This window comes from Embleya sp. NBC_00896 (assembly GCF_045207785.1).
Lineage (GTDB): Bacteria > Actinomycetota > Actinomycetes > Streptomycetales > Streptomycetaceae > Embleya.
This window is the reverse complement of the sequence record NZ_CP108776.1, coordinates 2,624,359-2,641,733: the sequence shown is the minus strand read 5'-3', so window position 1 is coordinate 2,641,733 and position 17,375 is coordinate 2,624,359. Positions and strand designations below refer to the sequence as shown.

The window sequence follows — 17,375 nt, the reverse complement described above, 5'->3', positions numbered from 1 at the left end:
ACTGCGCAAGAAACAGACGCTTGAGCAAGCAGGAACAGACGCTTGACCAAGCCCGAAACAGACGCTCGGCCGAGCAGGAATCAAGCGCTCGGCCGAGCAGGAAACAAATGCTCGGCCAAGCGGGAAACAAGCGCTCGACCGACCCCGACGCGCGTGAATGAGCCATCCGCGCATCACCAACCGCGCGCATGAGATCACGCGTGATCACACATACCGACAAGATCGAATCAGGGCGGTCGACGTTCACTCGTCGACCGCCCTCGATCCATTTCGATCGCATTTCCGGTACCAAACCCACGACGCGGTGGCTACGGTGTCCCGCGAGGGAACGCACCTTCGGTAGGCTGATCACCGGACGCGGCCTTCCACTCGTTCCGCGGCGAATGCCGCCCGAGTCTCGCGTCTGTTCCTGCCGTTCCGCAGCACCCGCGATTTCCCGAATGCGCCACCGGTTCGGACCGTCCCGCGAAGGTGCCCGGAACTCCACGAGGAGGAGTGTCCACGCGTATGGCCGGCCCCGCATTCCGTGCCGCCCCCGTCCGGGTTCGCATCCCGGCCACGAGCGCCAACCTGGGTCCCGGGTTCGACGCGTTCGGACTCGCGCTCGGACTGTACGACGACGTCGCGGTCCGGGTCGCGGACGCGGGCTTGTCGATCGACATCGCAGGTGAGGGCGCCGACAACCTGTCCCGTGACGAGAACCACCTCGTCGTTCGCGCCGCGTACGCCGCCTTCGAGGCGATGGGCGGGCGCCCGCCGGGGCTGGACGTGGTCTGTGCCAATCGGATCCCGCACGGCCGCGGTCTGGGCTCGTCCGCCGCGGCGATCTGCGCCGGTGTGATCGCCGCCCGGGCGCTGACGATAGGCGGCGCCGAGCGGCTCGACGACGACGCCACGCTCGCCCTGGCCACCGAACTCGAAGGCCACCCGGACAACGTCGCGGCCTGTCTGCTCGGCGGCTTCACCATCGCGTGGACCGACGAAGACGGCCCGCACGCGGTGCGATCGGCGCCCGACCGGGGTATATCTCCTGTGGTGTTCGTACCCGCCACGCCGCTGTCCACCGAGGTCGCGCGCGGTCTGCTGCCGGCCAAGGTGACGCATCGCGACGCGGCGGCCAACGCGGGCCGCGCCGGGCTGCTGGTCACGGCGCTCACGTCCCGCCCGGACCTGTTGTTCGCCGCGACCGAGGACCGGCTGCACCAGACCTACCGAGCGCCCGCGATGCCCGCGAGCGCGGAACTGATCGACAAGCTGCGCGCACAGGGGATGGCCGCGGTCGTCTCCGGCGCGGGGCCGACCGTGCTCGCCCTGGTCACACCCGACCGAGTGGACGAGGCGATCGGTACCGCCGGGCCCGATTGGGTGGTCCGGCAACTGGAAGTGGACGGAGCCGGAGCAAGCGTCATGCCACTGGCGTGACCTGCGTACTCGCCGTTCGTTGGCAGTACGCCCGGTAGACGAGGACAGTGCGCGAGCGCGACCCGGCACGCCCGGGTCGCCGGTCGTGGACGGTCGTGCGTTCGTTCACTCCACTGCACTACCGCAGGAAAATGGGCGGCTCCGGGGGAGCGATGGGGTGGGGGAATGTCTCTTGGGTCCGGTAGTGTTAGCGTCATCACCGCACCAGATCCCCCGCCCGCATAGGGTTGGGCGCGTTCGGTGCTCTGTGGCCACGATCCCTTGGGAGTCTCCCCTCCTGCCTGTCCTTCGTGACGAACGTGGCTCCCCGATACAGACCGGCGGAACCACCGCGCCGCGTCGAGAACATCCCGGGGACCCGAGGGCACTTCCCCTACAGGAATACGAGCCCCCACAGGCATACATGAGCCCGATCCCCGCAGTACTGGGCACATTTTCGACGATTCCCGCCATCCGGCGGACCACCGCACCGGACCGCACTGGAAGCGGGACGGACAGCACAACCGGTCGCCGAGCCCCCTCAAGGCCGACGCCCGCTCCAGGGAAGGACCCTTCGTGAGCGACACCACCGAACTCATGGACGCAACGCCGCAGGCCGCGTCCGCCTCGGGTGACGCGGCTGCCACCGCGGACGCCCCCGCTCCCGCCACGCGGCGACGCCGCTCGACGGGCACCGGCCTCAGCGGCATGGTGCTGGCGGAGCTGCAGCAGGTCGCCACCGGTCTCGGCATCAGCGGCACCGGCCGTATGCGCAAGAGCCAGCTGATCGAGGCCATTCAGGCGAAGCAGGGTGGTTCGGACGCCGCTCCCGCCGCCGCTGCCGCCACGAAGCCGGCCCGCGCGACCAAGGCCAAGGCCGCCGCCGCGGCGGACAGCGCCCCGGCGCCCGCCGAGGCCCCCGCAGCCGAGGCCCCGCGGCGGAGGCGCCCACCGGGCCCGCCGCGCCGCCCGGACGCGCGTCGCGGTCGAGGCCGCGCCGGCGATCGAGATCCCGGAGCAGGCCGCCGCAGAGGCCCCCGCCAACGGCCGCGCCCGGCGCGACCAGGGCGAGGCGTCGGCCGAGGCCACCGAGACCACGACGCGCCGTCGTGGCGAGCGCCCGAGCGCACCGAGCGCACCGGCGACGACCAGGGCGAGCAGCGCGAGGGCGGCGAGCGTGAAGGCCGCCGCGAGCGTCGCGAGCGCGGCCAGAACCGTCGCGACCGCGGCGACCGCGGCAACAACGAGCGCGGCGGCGAGCGGACCGAGCGCGCCGAGCGCCCGGAGCGCGGCGAGCGTGCCGAGCGCGGCGACCGCGCCAACGCCGACCGCCCCGAGCGTGGCGAGCGTGGCGACCGCGGCAACGACCGCGCCGAGCGGGCCGACCGCGGCGAGCGTGGCGAGCGCGGCAAGCAGCAGCCCCAGCAGCAGCAGGACAACGACCCCATGGGTCCGGACGACGACTTCGAGGGCGGCGGCCGTCGGCGTCGTGGTCGTTACCGCGACCGCAACCGTCGCCGCGGCGGCCGCGAGGGCTTCGAGACGAACGAGCCCGTGCTGGCCGACGACGACGTCCTGGTGCCCGTCGCGGGCATCCTGGACATCCTCGACAACTACGCGTTCGTGCGGACCTCGGGCTACCTGCCCGGCTCCAACGACGTGTACGTCTCGCTCGCCCAGGTCCGCAAGAACGGCCTGCGCAAGGGCGACGCGATCGTCGGTGCCGTGCGCCAGCCGCGCGACGGCGAGCGCCGCGAGAAGTTCAACGCGCTCGTCCGCCTCGACACGGTCAACGGCATGGAGCCGGAACAGGCGCGTCAGCGCTCCGACTTCAACAAGCTGACCCCGCTCTACCCGCAGGACCGGCTCCGTCTGGAGACCGAGTCCGGCGCCCTCACCACGCGGATCATCGACCTCGTGTCGCCGATCGGCAAGGGCCAGCGCGGCCTGATCGTCGCGCCCCCCAAGGCCGGCAAGACGATGGTGCTCCAGGCGATCGCCAACGCGATCACCGTGAACAACCCCGAGTGCCACCTCATGGTCGTGCTCGTGGACGAGCGCCCCGAAGAGGTCACCGACATGCAGCGGTCGGTCAAGGGCGAGGTCATCTCCTCGACCTTCGACCGTCCGGCCGAGGACCACACGATCGTCGCCGAGCTGGCGATCGAGCGGGCCAAGCGCCTCGTCGAGCTGGGCCACGACGTCGTCGTGCTGCTCGACTCGATCACCCGTCTGGGCCGCGCGTACAACCTCGCGGCGCCCGCCTCCGGCCGCATCCTGTCCGGTGGTGTCGACTCGACCGCGCTCTACCCGCCGAAGAAGTTCTTCGGCGCGGCGCGCAACATCGAGAACGGCGGCTCGCTGACCATCCTCGCCACCGCGCTCGTCGAGACCGGCTCGCGCATGGACGAGGTGATCTTCGAGGAGTTCAAGGGCACCGGCAACATGGAGCTCAAGCTCGACCGCAAGCTCGCCGACAAGCGGATCTTCCCGGCGGTGGACGTGGACGCGTCCAGCACCCGCAAGGAAGAGATCCTGATGGCCCCGGACGAGCTCGCGGTGGTCTGGAAGCTGCGCCGGGTGCTGCACGCCCTCGACCAGCAGCAGGCCATCGAGCTGCTGCTGGACAAGATGAAGAAGACCAAGAGCAACGGCGAGTTCCTGATGCAAATTCAGAAGACCACGCCGATGCCGAACGACTGAGGCCCCGCGGCCCCTCGTACGGAGCAACACAAGCACCACCAGGCAAGACGAACGACGAAGACACAGCGGTGGCCAGGAGGGAATGCCTCGACCCCGGTCGTGGTTGGGCGGTACAGACCCTGATTTGGGTCCGGTCGCCCCCTCCTGGCAGACTGCTCTGTCGGCCCCGGTTCACGTGACGCCCACTCGGGCGTACGACCCGGCGCCCTCCCGAACCCAAGGAGACTCCTGTGAAGCCCGACATCCACCCCGAGTACGTGGAGACCACCGTCACCTGTGGCTGTGGTTCGACGTTCACCACGCACAGCACCGCGACGAGCGGCCAGATCCGCGTCGAGGTCTGTTCGCAGTGTCACCCGTTCTACACGGGCAAGCAGAAGATCCTCGACACGGGTGGCCGCGTCGCGCGCTTCGAGAAGCGCTTCGGCAAGCAGCCGGTGGCCGGCAGCAACTAGCGACCCCGCGGCGCCGGAGGTGCGGTGGGCCTTGTTCCAAGGTCCGTACCGCCCCTCCGGCGCCGTTCGTTTGTCTCCGGAACCGTTGCTTTCGCAACCCGGCCGAGATCCGCGCCGGGCCGCGCGGGAACCGTGCCGGGAACCGGCCCGAACATCCCGGGATCCGGCTTCGGAACCCGCCGTACCGCCGACCCCACCCGCTGCGTCACCGATCCCGCCGAGTTCGCGGCCATAGACATAGGAGCCCACAGTGTTCGAGGCGATGGACGACCTGCTCGCCGAGCACGCCGACCTCGAGAAGCAGCTCGCCGATCCGGCCGTGCACACGGACCAGACGCGGGCGCGCAACCTCGGCCGGCGCTACGCCGAACTCGGGCCGATCGTGGACACCTACCGGCAGTGGGCGAGCGCGCGCGACGACGTCGAGGCCGCGCGCGAACTGGTCGCCGAGGACCCGGACTTCGCCGCCGAGGCGGAGGAGGCCGAACAGCGCCGCGAGGAGTACGCGGAGAAGCTGCGCCGGCTGCTGGTGCCGCGCGACCCGGCCGACGACAAGGACGTGATCCTGGAGGTCAAGGCGGGCGAGGGCGGCGAGGAGTCGGCCCTGTTCGCGGGCGACCTGCTGCGGATGTACCTGCGCTACGCCGAGCGGGCCGGCTGGAAGACCGAGATCCTCGAGTCCAACGAGTCCGACCTCGGCGGCTACAAGGACGTCCAGGTCGCGGTGAAGACCAAGGGCAACCCGGCGCCCGGCGAGGGCGTCTTCGCCCGGCTGAAGTTCGAGGGCGGTGTGCACCGCGTCCAGCGGGTGCCCGCCACCGAGTCGCAGGGCCGCATCCACACCTCCGCCGCGGGCGTGCTCGTGTACCCCGAGGCCGAGGAGGTCGAGGTCGAGATCAACGCGAACGACCTGCGGATCGACGTGTACCGCTCGTCCGGCCCCGGCGGCCAGTCGGTCAACACGACCGACTCCGCGGTGCGCATCACGCACCTGCCGACCGGCATCGTGGTCTCCTGCCAGAACGAGAAGAGCCAGCTCCAGAACAAGGAGTCGGCCATGCGCATCCTGCGGGCCCGGATGCTCGCGGCCGCACAGGAGGAAGCCGACAAGGAAGCCTCCGACGTGCGCCGCAGCCAGGTCCGCACGGTGGACCGCTCCGAGCGCATCCGGACGTACAACTTCGCGGAAAACCGGATTTCCGACCACCGCGTGGGCTACAAGGCGTACAACCTGGACCAGGTGCTCGACGGCGACCTCGACCCGGTCATCCAGGCGTGTGTGGACGCCGACATGGCCGCCCGGCTCGCCCACCAATAACGGAGACCAGATGAACCTGCTGCTCGCCGAGGTGGCCCAGGCCACCCTGCGACTGGCCGACGCGGGCGTTCCCTCTCCGCGCTTCGATGCCGAGGAACTCGCGGCGTTCGTGCACGGCGTCAAGCGGGGCGCCCTGCACACCGTCGCCGACGGCGACTTCGACGCGCGGTTCTGGGAGGCCATCGCGCGCCGCGAGGCCCGCGAGCCGTTGCAGCACATCACCGGGCGCGCGTTCTTCCGGTACCTCGAACTCCAGGTGGGCCCCGGCGTATTCGTGCCCCGCCCGGAGACCGAGGTGGTCGTGGGCTGGGCGATAGACGCGCTGCGCGCGATGGACGTCGCCGAGCCGCTCGTGGTCGACCTGTGCACCGGCTCGGGCGCGATCGCGCTCGCCGTCGCGCAGGAGGTGCCGCGCTCGGTCGTACACGCGGTCGAGCTCGACCCGGGCGCGCACCGCTTCGCCGAGCGCAACGCGAGCGCCTCGCGCGTCGTCCTGCACGCCGGCGACGCGCTCACCGCGCTGCCCGAGCTCGACGGCACGGTCGATCTGGTGATCAGCAACCCGCCGTACGTCCCGCTCGACGAGCGCGACGAGATGGCCCCCGAGGCCCGCGACCACGACCCCGAGCTGGCGCTGTTCTCCGGGCCGGACGGGCTCGACTTCATCCGGGTGCTGTCCAAGACCGCCTACCGGCTGCTGCGACCCGGCGGGCTCGTCGTGGTCGAGCACGCCGACACCCAGGGTGGCGCCGTGCCGTGGATCTTCAACGAGGAAGCCGGTTGGGTGGACGCGGCCGATCACCGCGACCTGACCAACCGCCCCCGCTTCACCACCGCTCGCAAGGAAGGCGCGTGAGCCGCGCGCCCCGCTCGTTCGTACCGTCGGCACCCGTGCCGATCGCACCGCCCGCATCGCCCGTACCGCTTCAGGAGGTAAGTGCCCGATGAGCCGACGCTACGACTGCTCCGACGCGATGGACCGCGGGCTCGGACTGCGCGAGGCGACAGGGTCGATCAAGCGCGGCGACCTGGTCGTGCTGCCGACGGACACGCTGTACGGGATCGGCGCGGACGCGTTCACCCCGCACGCCGTGCACGCGTTGCTCGACGCCAAGGGTCGGGGCCGCAACATGCCCTCGCCCGTCCTGGTCGGCTCGCCGAACACCCTGCACGGGCTCGTCACGGGCTTTCCCGAGGTCGGCTGGGAACTGGTCGACGCGTTCTGGCCGGGCGCGCTGACCATCGTCGCGTTCCACCAGCCGTCGCTGATGTGGGACCTGGGCGACACGCGCGGCACGGTCGCGGTACGGATGCCGCTGCACCCCGTCGCGATCGAGCTGCTCACCGAGACCGGGCCGATGGCGGTCAGCAGCGCGAACCGGTCCGGGAACCCGGCCGCGACCACGGTCGACGAGGCGGAGGCCCAGCTGGGCGACTCGGTGTCGGTGTACCTGGACGGCGGCACGTGCCCCTCGACCGCGCCGTCCTCGATCATCGACCTGACGGCCGGCCGGCCGCGGCTGCTGCGCGAAGGTGCCCTGTCCCTGGACACGTTGCGCGAGGTCGTACCCGACCTGGAGGGCGTGAATTGACCGCGCCGGCTCCCGTAGGACACTCCTACGGGCCGTACGGGTCCGCGCCCGACTCGTTTCGAATCCTGTTCGTGTGCACGGGCAGCATCTGTCGCTCACCCATCGCCGAACGGCTCGCCCGGCTCGGCCTGGAGCGCCGACTGGCGGCCGACGACGCCGTGCGGCTCAGCGTCGAGAGCGCCGGCACCTGGGGGCACGAGGGCGCGCCGATGGAGCCGCACGCGGCCGAGGTGCTGCTCGAGTACGGCGCCGATCCGGGGGACTTCCACGGCCGCGAACTGCTCGACGAGCACGTCGCCGAGGCCGACCTGGTGCTGACCGCGACGCTCGACCACCGCGCGCACGTGGTGTCGATGGGGCACGCCTCGGGCCTGCGCACGTTCACGCTCAAGGAGTTCACCCGCCTGGTCGCGGTCCTGGAGCGGGCCCCCTACCCCGAGCGCGACCTGGTCCAGCGCGGCCGCTCGCTGGTGCGGGCCGCCGCCGCGCTGCGCGGTCGGCTCGCCGCGCCCGATCCCGAGTGGGACGAGGTGGCCGACCCGTACGGGGCGCCGCTGAGCGTCTTCCGGGCCACCGCGTCCGACATCGGTTCGGCGCTCGACCCGGTGCTCACCGCGCTCACGGGACACCCCGCGCACACGCCTTGAAGGGCGGCTCCCGGGCGGGGTCCCCGCGCGGGCCGCGAGCGGCCGCGGACATCGGCCCGGAACACCGCCGAATCGGCTCGGGAAGAGCCTGTCCGCGCCCCGGGGTCGGGCATATGGTGGAGAGGTCCCTGCGGCCTTGAGGAGCAGTGCCATGGGCACTCCCGACTCCACGTCAACTCCCTTCTGGGGACCGGACTTCGCGGCCCTGCAGCAGAGTGATCCGGACATCGCCGAGGTGGTCCTGGGCGAGTTGGCCCGGCAGCGCGGCGGCCTCCAGTTGATCGCCGGCGAGAACTTCACGTCGCCGGCGGTGCTCGCCGCCCTCGGCAGCACGCTCACCAACAAGTACGCCGAGGGCTACCCGGGGCGGCGCTACTACGGCGGCTGCGCCGAGGTGGACCGGGCCGAGGAGCTCGCGGTGCGCCGGGCGTGCGAGCTGTTCGGCGCCGAACACGCCAACGTGCAACCGCACTCGGGCGCCGCGGCGAACCTCGCGGCCTACGCGGCGCTGCTCGTCCCGGGCGACACGATCCTGGCGATGTCGCTCCCGCACGGCGGGCACCTCACCCACGGGTCACGGGTGAACTTCTCCGGTCGCTGGTTCCACGCCGTCGCGTACGGGGTCCGCGAGAGCGACGAGCGGATCGACTACGACCAGGTCGGGGACCTGGCCCGGGCCCATCGGCCCAAGGTGATCGTGTGCGGGGCGACCGCATATTCACGACTTGTAGATTTCGCCGCATTTCGACAGATCGCCGACGAGGTGGGCGCGTATCTGATGGTGGACGCGGCCCACTTCATCGGACTCGTCGCCGGGGACGCGGTGCCCTCGCCGGTGCCGTACGCCGATCTGGTCACCTGCACCACGCACAAGGTCCTGCGCGGTCCGCGCGGCGGGATGATCCTGTGCCGCGAGGAACTCGCCGGGCGGATCGACCGCGCGGTGTTCCCGTTCAGCCAGGGCGGCCCGCACATGCACACGATCGCCGCGAAGGCGGTCGCGCTGCGCGAGGCCGCGACGCCCACGTACCGCGCCTACGCCCGCCGGGTCGTCGCCAACGCGCAGGCGCTCACCCAGGGACTGCAGGCCGAGGGCATGCGCGCGGTCTCCGGCGGCACCGACACCCACCTCGCGCTGCTCGACCTGCGGGCGATCGGGGTCAGCGGCGGCGACGCGGAGAGCCGCTGCGAACGGGCCGGGATCACGCTCAACAAGAACGCGATCCCCTTCGACCCGGTGAAGCCGATGATCGCGTCCGGGATCCGGGTCGGCACGGCCGCGGTGACCACGCAGGGGATGACCGAGACGGACATGAAGGAGGTCGCCCTGCTGCTCGGTCGCGCGGCGCGCGCGGACGACGACGCGAGCCTGCGCGACGTGCGCGCGGCGGTCGCCGAACTCGTCTCCACCCATCCGGCCTACCCGCGCCGGTGATCCCCGCGGAAGACAATTCCGCCCCGGGGTGGATGGGGCACAGGAGACTGTGGTTACGTGTGGGTCGACGGGTCGGTGGCCATGCCACCGAACAGTGTGCGATCGTCATTCGCCGGGGCAGGTTCGACGGTTCCCTCCCGGAGCGGCGGCACCTCTAGTCTGATGCCCGTGCTGCCGCTGGAAAGTTCCGAAGCCGGGGACGGTTGAGTCTTGCGCGAATACCTGCTCACGCTGTTCGTCGCCGCAGCGGTGACCTACCTGCTGACGGGCGCGGTCCGCCGATTCGCGATCGCCGCCGGCGCGATGCCCGAGATCCGCGCCCGCGACGTGCACAAGGAACCGACCCCGCGACTGGGCGGGCTCGCGATGTTCGGCGGCCTGTGCGGCGGACTACTGGTCGCCCGACATTTGCCGGTGCTTCAGGACGTGTTCACCGCGTCGACCGACGTGCAGGCTTTGCTGTCCGGGTGCGCGCTGATCTCTGTACTCGGGGTGATCGACGACAAGTGGGGCGTCGACGCCATCATCAAGCTGCTCGGCCAGGCGCTCGCCGCCGGCGTCATGGTCTGGCAGGGCATCGTCATCCTGTGGCTGCCCCTCCCGGGTTACGGCACGGTCGGCCTGACGCCGACCCAGGGCAGCCTGCTGACGATCGGGATAGTGGTCATCACGATCAACGCGGTGAACTTCGTCGACGGCCTCGACGGGCTCGCCGCCGGCATGGTGTGCATCGCCGCGCTCGCCTTCTTCGGCTACTCGTACCGGCTCTGGTTCGGCTACGGGGTCTCCGGTGCCGCGGCGCCGACGCTGTTCACCGCCCTGTTGATCGGGATGTGCGTCGGCTTCCTGCCGCACAACCTGCACCCCGCGCGGATCTTCATGGGCGACTCCGGCTCGATGCTGATCGGCCTCATGCTCGCGGCCGCCGCGGTCACCGTCACCGGCCGGATCGACCCCGACGCCATCGCCGCGCAGAACGACGGCTCGATGTCGTTCACCACGCACAAGCTCGTGCCGGTCTACATTCCGCTCGTGCTGCCGTTCGCGGTGCTCGTGGTGCCACTGATGGACCTGCTGATGGCGGTCGGCCGGCGCGGCTGGGCGGGCCGCTCGCCGTTCGCCGCCGACAAGGGGCACCTGCACCACCGGCTCCTGGAGATCGGCCACTCGCACAGCCGCGCGGTGCTGATCATGTACTTCTGGTCCGGCCTGATCGCGTCCTTCACCGTGCTGATCTCGGTCCGTCCCGAACGACGTCCGATCGTCTACGCGGGCCTGGGCCTGATCGCCTTCGGGCTGGTGATCCTGATGCTGCCGCGCTTCAAACCGCACGTGCCCACGGAGCTGTACGGCGTGGTCCCGCCGCGCTATCGCCGCCTCCGTCGCCGCAAGCGCGGCGCGAACGTTCCGGCGGACGAGATGGTTCCCGGTGACATGAACGGCGTACGGCTGAACGGTGCAAGCGGAGCGTCCGCGTCGGCCCCGGCCCGAAATCCCGAAGACCCGCCCCGACCTGCGCATTTGCCTGCGGGGAGAGGGGGCCGAAAGGGTGATGGAAGGCTGTGAGCTTGTACACACGAACGGGTAAAGCTCTGCTCAAATAGTTTGTGATACCGTTCACGAACCAGGATCACCGGCCGATGAACCCCCAGCAACGAGGGTTCTGATCCCCCACGGCCAATCCCCGAGCGTTGCATCGTCTCGAGGTCGTTCTCCTGACGACAGCACCACCCCGCCTTTGTTCCCCACTGATGCCGGAGTCACCGACATGCAGGCCAATGACGTCCGCCTTCTCCGTGTATCGGCCGTGTTCACGGCCGTCGCCGGAGTGATCGCGGCGATTGCGGCTCTGTTCGCGGCCGGTACCGAAGGACTGATCGGCGCGGTGTTCGCCACCGTGGTCGTCCTGGTCTTCTTTGCGATCGGCCAGGTCGCGATCGGACGTATCTCGCGCGACAACCCCATGATGATGATGAATATGGCGCTCTTCACGTACATCGTGCAGATCCTGCTCCTGGGGTTGGTTTTGTTCCTGTTCAAGGACACCGAGGCGTTCGACACGAAGGTGTTCGGACTCACGATTCTCGGAGCCACCCTCGTGTGGGTCGCCTCCCAGGTCTGGGTCTTCACCAAGCTGAAGATCGCCTATGTCGAACCGGACGGAGAGCGATGACACACGTACACCGCCCTGCCCGGGCGGCACGGGGTTCACGGGCCGGGTATGTAGACGCGACGCCGGTACTGCTAAGGTCCGGGGCGTCATGAGCGAGAGTGGACGCCGTCCGCCGGACCGAGAGAATCGGGCGATGGACGGTGCCGCGTGGTCGAGTGTCGGTTATCTGCTGAGCGGGATGCTGGTGTATGGCGGCATCGGCTGGCTGATCGACCGATGGACGGGCCACTCCGCACTGTTCCTGCCGATCGGACTGATCGTCGGAATCGCTCTGGCCCTTGTTCTTGTCTTTGTCCGCCACGGCAGGTCCTCCTGACCGGGCCCTGTTGCGTGCCGCTCCGTGGCCCCTCGCCACGCCGACACATCGAGGTAGCCGAAAACATGCTTCACGACGAAGGAGTCGGTGGTGACTGCTGACGTCCAGACGCTCGCCAGCGAGAGCGGATGTCACCTGTTCTCCGGGTGCGGCTTCCCCTCGCCCGGGCTGAACGTCTTCGAGTTCAAGCCGATTTTCTCCATCGGGGCCTTCGACTTCACGAAGCCGATGTTGCTCGCGCTCATCTCGATGCTCCTGGTGATCGGCTTCTTCTGGAGCGCCTTCGCCAAGCCGAAGATGGTGCCGCGCGGCGCGCAGAACGTCGGCGAGTTGGGCTACCTGTTCGTTCGCGACAACATCTCGCGGGAATCGATCGGCATGAAGGGCGACCCCTACGTCCCCTTCCTGTTCTCGATCTTCTTCTTCGTCTGGGTCATGAACGTGATGGCGATCATCCCGTTCGCCCAGTTCCCCGCGACCTCGCGGATCGCCTTCCCGGCATCGATCGTCGGCGTCGTGTATGTGACCTACCTGGCCATCGGTATCAAGAACCAGGGCTTCGTCGGTTACTTCAAGAACATGATGTTCCCGCCCGGTCTGCCGAAGGCGATCTACTTCCTCCTCGCGCCGATCGAACTGCTCCAGGGTCTGATCACCCGGCCGTTCACGATGGCGGTCCGACTGTTCGCGAACATGTTCGCCGGACACATGCTGATCGTCACGTTCAGCGTCGGCGCCTGGTACCTGCTCGGCTTCCACGTCGGGGCGCTCTTCTCGGCGACCTCGTTCCTCGTGGTCGTCGTCCTGACCGCTTTCGAGCTGATGATCCAGGCGCTGCAGGCGTACATCATCACGCTGCTCGCGGCCTCCTACATCTCCAGCTCGCTCGAAGCCGAGCACTGAGAGACCCGCAGACCCCTTCTCTCCTCGACCGTCGTCCGGTGGATCGTCCATCGGCCTCGAAAAAAGGATCAGTTCTCATGAACCTCGCCGCTGAAGTTTCCGGCAGCCTCGGTTCCATCGGTTACGGCCTCGCCGCGATCGGCCCCGGCATCGGTATCGGCATCATCTTCGGTAACGGTGTGCAGGCCATGGCCCGTCAGCCCGAGGCTGCCGGCCTGGTCCGCCAGAACATGCTGCTGGGCTTCGCCCTCGCCGAGGCGCTCGCCCTCATCGGCGTCGTCATGCCGTTCGTCTACGGCACCTGATCAATCCGCTACGGACGGAAGGTCCTCACACCGTGATTTTCTTCGCCAACAGCGAGGAGAAGATGAACCCTCTTCTCCCGCCGCTCGACGAGATCATCATCGGTGGCGTGGCGTTCCTCATCGTCTTCGGTTTCCTGTGGAAGATGCTCCTTCCCAAGATCGCGAAGACGCTGGCGGACCGTACGGACGCCATCGAGGGCGGTCTCAAGCGCGCCGAAGAGGCGCAGGCCGAGGCACAGGCCGAGCTGGAGCGTTACCGCGCCCAGCTCACCGAAGCCCGTCGCGAGGCCGGTCGCCTCACCGAGGACGCCCGCGAGCAGGGTGCCGTCGCCATCGCCGAGATGCGCGCCGAAGGTCAGCGGATCAAGGACGAGATCGTCACCGCCGGCCACACCCAGATCGAGGCCGACCGCAACCAGGCCCAGAACGCGCTTCGTCAGGACGTCGGCCGGCTGGCCGTCGACCTCGCGTCGCGCATCGTCGGGGAGTCGCTCGAGGACGAGGCGCGTCAGCGTCGGGTCGTCGACCGCTTCCTCGAGGAGCTGGAGGCCAAGGCTTCCGCGGGAGCGACCTCGGAGAAGGTGCGCTGATGCAGGGCGCCAGCAGGGAATCCCTCGCCGCGGCTCGCGAGCGCCTCGACGCGCTCGCGACCGCGACCGGTACCGACATGGTCCAGTTGGCCCAGGAGCTCGACTCCGTGGTCATCCTGCTCGACCAGACGGTGTCGCTGCGCCGGGTCCTCACCGACTCGACGCGCTCCGGGGAGGCCCGCGCGGCCTTCCTGGCGCAGCTCCTCTCCGGTCAGATCTCCGGTACCACGGCGGACCTGCTCGGCGGACTCGTCCGCACGCGTTGGTCGCGTCCGCGCGACCTGGTCGACGCGGTCGCGGAGCTTTCGGTTTCGGCCGAGCTGATCGCCGCCGAGCGCGACGGCAAACTGGACGAGCTGGAAGACGAGCTGTTCCGCTTCGGCCGGATCGTCATCGGCGAGCGCGAACTGCGCTCCGCCCTGACCGACCCGGGTGTCGCGAACGCGCGCAAGGCGGAACTGGTTTCCGGTTTGCTGGATGGTCGGGCCCAGCCCGTCACCCGGCGGCTGATCACCAGGCTCGTCGCGCACCCGCGCAGCCGTAACCTTGAACACGGGCTCGAGTCGTACGCGCGCCTCGCCGCCGATCGCCGGCGTCGCATGGTCGCGTTGGTCACGGTCGCCCTGCCCCTCACCGAGGAGCAGCGCACCCGCTTGGCCGCGGCGCTGGGCCGGATGTACGGCCGCGAGGTCCACCTGAACGTGGAAATCGAAGCCGACGTCATCGGCGGGGTCCGCGTGGAGATCGGTGACGACGTCATCGACGGCACCGTGACCACACGTCTCGAAGAAGCGGGCCGACGGCTCGCCGGCTGAGACACCGGACGACAGGGACGTCGCCGTCCGCCCGGGGAGAATCCCCCGGACCGGCACAGCGGCCCCCACAGCAGCACCGCGGTTCCGTACGACAAGCGACGGACAGCGGACCGTTAACCCCACCACCTAGGAGAGCAGGGACACCAGATGGCGGAGCTCACGATCCGGCCGGAGGAGATCCGGGACGCGCTGGAGCGCTTCGTCGCCTCGTACGAGCCGGAGACGGCCGCGCGCGAAGAGGTCGGTACCGTCACCGAGGCGTACGACGGTATCGCCAAGGTCGAGGGCCTGCCCTCGGTCATGACGAACGAGCTGCTCAAGTTCGAGGACGGCACCCTCGGTCTGGCGCAGAACCTCGACGTCCGCGAGATCGGTGTCGTCATCCTCGGTGACTTCAGCGGCATCGAAGAGGGCCAGAAGGTCCGTCGTACGGGCGAGGTTCTGTCGGTTCCGATCGGCGACGCCTACCTGGGTCGCGTCGTCGACCCGCTGGGCCAGCCGATCGACGGCCAGGGCGAGATCGAGTCCGAGGGCCGTCGTGCCCTCGAACTGCAGGCGCCCGGCGTCATGATGCGCAAGTCGGTCCACGAGCCGATGCAGACCGGCATCAAGGCGATCGACGCGATGACCCCGATCGGCCGCGGCCAGCGACAGCTGATCATCGGCGACCGGCAGACCGGCAAGACCGCGGTGTGCCTGGACACGATCATCAACCAGCGCGACAACTGGCGCTCGGGCGACCCGAAGAAGCAGGTCCGCTGCATCTACGTGGCGATCGGCCAGAAGGGCACGACGATCGCGTCCGTGCGCCGCTCGCTCGAAGAGGCCGGCGCGCTCGAGTACACGACCATCGTCGCCGCCCCGGCTTCCGACCCGGCCGGCTTCAAGTACCTCGCCCCGTACACCGGTTCGGCCATCGGCCAGCACTGGATGTACCAGGGCAAGCACGTTCTCATCGTGTTCGACGACCTGTCGAAGCAGGCCGAGGCGTACCGCGCCGTGTCCCTGCTGCTTCGTCGCCCGCCGGGGCGCGAGGCGTACCCGGGTGACGTCTTCTACTTGCACTCGCGTCTTCTCGAGCGTTGCGCGAAGCTCTCGGACGAGCTCGGCGGCGGTTCGATGACGGGTCTCCCGATCATCGAGACCAAGGCCAACGACGTGTCGGCGTACATTCCGACCAACGTCATCTCGATCACCGACGGCCAGTGCTTCCTGGAGTCCGACCTGTTCCTGCAGGGCGTTCGCCCCGCGGTCAACGTCGGTATCTCGGTCTCGCGAGTCGGTGGCTCCGCGCAGATCAAGGCCATGAAGGGCGTCGCCGGTCGACTCCGCGTCGACCTCGCCCAGTACCGCGAGCTGGAGGCGTTCGCGTCCTTCGGTTCCGACCTGGACGCGACCTCGAAGGCCTCGCTCCAGCGCGGTGCGCGGATGGTCGAGCTGCTCAAGCAGGGTCAGTTCGAGCCGTTCGCGATCGAGCTCCAGGTCGTCTCGATCTGGGCCGGCACCACCGGTCAGCTCGACGACGTTCCGGTGCAGGACATCCGCCGCTTCGAGAAGGAGCTGCACGAGTACGTGCAGCACAAGCACGCGGCCCTGCTGACCGGGATCGTCGAGACCGGCAAGCTCGGGGACGACACCGTGATGGCGCTCACCGACGCGGTGACCTCCTTCAAGCAGACGTTCACCAAGTTCGACGGCGAGCCGTTGATCCAGGACGTGGCGCCTGCCGGGCTGACGAAGGAAGACGTCGGCCAGGAGAAGATCACCCGCCACGTGGCCAAGTCCGAGTAAAGAACGGAGAACCCTGACCAATGGGAGCCCAACTTCGGGTCTACCGGCGTCGGATCCGTTCCGTGTCGGCGACCAAGAAGATCACGCGCGCCCAGGAGCTCATCGCGGCGTCGCGGATCGTGAAGGCGCAGCAGCGCGTCGCGGCCTCCAAGCCGTACGCGGACGAGCTGACGCGCGCCGTTTCCGCGGTCGCCACCTTCTCCAGCACGCAGCACCCGCTGACCACTTCGGTGGAGCGGCCCACCCGGGCCGCGGTGCTGCTGGTAACAAGCGACCGCGGTTTCGCGGGCGGCTACAACTCGAATGCCATCAAGGCCGCCGAGCAGCTCACCCAGCTGCTCGAGGACGAGGGCAAGACGGTCAGCCGCTACGTGATCGGGTCGAAGGGCATCGGGTTTTTCCAGTTCCGCGAAGTGGACCTGGCCGGGCAGTGGAAGGGTTTCTCCGACCGCCCCGAGTACTCCGACGCCAAGAAGGTGGCAGGTGAGCTGATCGACGCGTTCGTGACGCCCACCGACGAAGGCGGTGTCGACGAGATTCACCTCGTCAGCACCGAGTTCGTCTCCATGCTCACGCAGAGCCCGGTCGCGGTACGGGTACTCCCGTTGGCGGTCGAGGAGACGGACGAGCCGCCGGCCGGCGGCCCCTTCCCGCTCTACGACTTCGAGCCCTCGGCCGAGGGCGTTCTCGACGCACTGCTTCCGCGGTACGTCGAAAGCCGAATCTTCAACGCGCTTCTGCAGTCCGCTGCCTCCGAGCACGCGGCCCGCCGGCGGGCGATGAAGTCGGCGACCGAGAACGCCGAAGACCTCATCCGGACCCTCTCTCGCCTGGCGAACAATGCTCGCCAGTCCGAGATCACCCAGGAAATCAGCGAGATCGTCGGTGGCGCCAACGCCTTGGCCGACGCGACCGCGGGGAGTGATTAGAC

Annotated in this window: 17 protein-coding genes; all 17 read left to right on the top strand. The window is 69.3% G+C overall.

Translation table 11 applies throughout. The features are described from left to right. Positions 1-507: 507 nt before the first annotated feature. Positions 508-1,422 carry a homoserine kinase gene (gene thrB, locus OG928_RS11715; protein WP_406282727.1) on the top strand — a complete coding sequence of 305 codons (915 nt, stop codon included), beginning with the start codon at positions 508-510 and terminating at the stop codon, positions 1,420-1,422. A 555-nt stretch (positions 1,423-1,977) separates the two neighbouring features. Then, a complete protein-coding gene (gene rho / locus OG928_RS11710) occupies positions 1,978-4,104 on the top strand; it encodes a transcription termination factor Rho (RefSeq protein WP_406282724.1) in 2,127 nt (708 codons plus the stop codon). 230 nt (positions 4,105-4,334) lie between these two features. Beyond that, positions 4,335-4,559 carry a 50S ribosomal protein L31 gene (rpmE, locus tag OG928_RS11705; protein ID WP_406282721.1) on the top strand — a complete coding sequence of 75 codons (225 nt, stop codon included), beginning with the start codon at positions 4,335-4,337 and terminating at the stop codon, positions 4,557-4,559. A 250-nt stretch (positions 4,560-4,809) separates the two neighbouring features. Beyond that, positions 4,810-5,877 carry a peptide chain release factor 1 gene (gene prfA / locus OG928_RS11700; protein WP_406282718.1) on the top strand — a complete coding sequence of 356 codons (1,068 nt, stop codon included), beginning with the start codon at positions 4,810-4,812 and terminating at the stop codon, positions 5,875-5,877. A 10-nt stretch (positions 5,878-5,887) separates the two neighbouring features. Next, positions 5,888-6,733 (top strand): peptide chain release factor N(5)-glutamine methyltransferase, encoded by an 846-nt coding sequence (gene prmC / locus OG928_RS11695; RefSeq protein WP_406282715.1) that lies wholly within the window; start codon positions 5,888-5,890, stop codon positions 6,731-6,733. An 88-nt stretch (positions 6,734-6,821) separates the two neighbouring features. Then, the gene (locus OG928_RS11690) at positions 6,822-7,469 is read left to right on the top strand and encodes an L-threonylcarbamoyladenylate synthase (RefSeq protein WP_406282712.1); all 648 of its coding nucleotides are present in this window, start codon (positions 6,822-6,824) and stop codon (positions 7,467-7,469) included. After that, positions 7,466-8,116 (top strand): low molecular weight phosphatase family protein, encoded by a 651-nt coding sequence (locus OG928_RS11685; RefSeq protein WP_406282709.1) that lies wholly within the window; start codon positions 7,466-7,468, stop codon positions 8,114-8,116. The genes OG928_RS11690 and OG928_RS11685 overlap by 4 nt, the downstream gene beginning before the upstream one ends. 151 nt (positions 8,117-8,267) lie before the next feature. Further along, complete coding sequence (gene glyA / locus OG928_RS11680; protein ID WP_406282706.1) at positions 8,268-9,551, top strand: serine hydroxymethyltransferase; 1,284 nt, start codon at positions 8,268-8,270, stop codon at positions 9,549-9,551. Positions 9,552-9,761: 210 nt separating this feature from the next. Continuing rightward, positions 9,762-11,117, top strand: a complete 1,356-nt coding sequence (locus tag OG928_RS11675) for an MraY family glycosyltransferase (protein ID WP_406282704.1) — start codon at positions 9,762-9,764, stop codon at positions 11,115-11,117. A gap of 202 nt (positions 11,118-11,319) precedes the next feature. After that, positions 11,320-11,724 (top strand): hypothetical protein, encoded by a 405-nt coding sequence (locus OG928_RS11670; protein ID WP_406282701.1) that lies wholly within the window; start codon positions 11,320-11,322, stop codon positions 11,722-11,724. 133 nt (positions 11,725-11,857) lie between these two features. Beyond that, positions 11,858-12,040, top strand: a complete 183-nt coding sequence (locus OG928_RS11665) for an AtpZ/AtpI family protein (protein ID WP_406282698.1) — start codon at positions 11,858-11,860, stop codon at positions 12,038-12,040. Between the two features lie 87 nt (positions 12,041-12,127). Next, entirely contained in the window at positions 12,128-12,943 is an 816-nt protein-coding gene (gene atpB / locus OG928_RS11660; RefSeq protein ID WP_406282695.1) for a F0F1 ATP synthase subunit A, read from the top strand. Positions 12,944-13,020: 77 nt separating this feature from the next. Continuing rightward, entirely contained in the window at positions 13,021-13,248 is a 228-nt protein-coding gene (atpE, locus tag OG928_RS11655; RefSeq protein WP_395865988.1) for an ATP synthase F0 subunit C, read from the top strand. Positions 13,249-13,280: 32 nt separating this feature from the next. Next, on the top strand, positions 13,281-13,838 hold the full coding sequence (locus OG928_RS11650; protein ID WP_406282692.1) for a F0F1 ATP synthase subunit B: 558 nt from the start codon (positions 13,281-13,283) through the stop codon (positions 13,836-13,838). Beyond that, positions 13,838-14,653 (top strand): F0F1 ATP synthase subunit delta, encoded by an 816-nt coding sequence (locus tag OG928_RS11645; RefSeq protein ID WP_406282689.1) that lies wholly within the window; start codon positions 13,838-13,840, stop codon positions 14,651-14,653. The genes OG928_RS11650 and OG928_RS11645 overlap by 1 nt, the downstream gene beginning before the upstream one ends. A 147-nt stretch (positions 14,654-14,800) precedes the next feature. Further along, positions 14,801-16,444, top strand: coding sequence for a F0F1 ATP synthase subunit alpha (gene atpA / locus OG928_RS11640; RefSeq protein ID WP_406282686.1), 1,644 nt, complete (start codon positions 14,801-14,803; stop codon positions 16,442-16,444). A 20-nt stretch (positions 16,445-16,464) separates the two neighbouring features. Continuing rightward, the gene (locus OG928_RS11635) at positions 16,465-17,373 is read left to right on the top strand and encodes a F0F1 ATP synthase subunit gamma (RefSeq protein ID WP_406282683.1); all 909 of its coding nucleotides are present in this window, start codon (positions 16,465-16,467) and stop codon (positions 17,371-17,373) included. The last annotated feature ends 2 nt before the right edge of the window (positions 17,374-17,375 follow it).

Coding starts and splice junctions, on each gene's coding strand:
- atpE (WP_395865988.1), top strand. CDS start 13,021: ATGAACCTCGCCGCTGAAGTTTCCGGCAGCCTCGGTTCCATCGGTTAC.
- atpA (WP_406282686.1), top strand. CDS start 14,801: ATGGCGGAGCTCACGATCCGGCCGGAGGAGATCCGGGACGCGCTGGAG.
- OG928_RS11635 (WP_406282683.1), top strand. CDS start 16,465: ATGGGAGCCCAACTTCGGGTCTACCGGCGTCGGATCCGTTCCGTGTCG.
- OG928_RS11665 (WP_406282698.1), top strand. CDS start 11,858: ATGGACGGTGCCGCGTGGTCGAGTGTCGGTTATCTGCTGAGCGGGATG.
- OG928_RS11670 (WP_406282701.1), top strand. CDS start 11,320: ATGCAGGCCAATGACGTCCGCCTTCTCCGTGTATCGGCCGTGTTCACG.
- thrB (WP_406282727.1), top strand. CDS start 508: ATGGCCGGCCCCGCATTCCGTGCCGCCCCCGTCCGGGTTCGCATCCCG.
- glyA (WP_406282706.1), top strand. CDS start 8,268: ATGGGCACTCCCGACTCCACGTCAACTCCCTTCTGGGGACCGGACTTC.
- prmC (WP_406282715.1), top strand. CDS start 5,888: ATGAACCTGCTGCTCGCCGAGGTGGCCCAGGCCACCCTGCGACTGGCC.
- OG928_RS11645 (WP_406282689.1), top strand. CDS start 13,838: ATGCAGGGCGCCAGCAGGGAATCCCTCGCCGCGGCTCGCGAGCGCCTC.
- OG928_RS11690 (WP_406282712.1), top strand. CDS start 6,822: ATGAGCCGACGCTACGACTGCTCCGACGCGATGGACCGCGGGCTCGGA.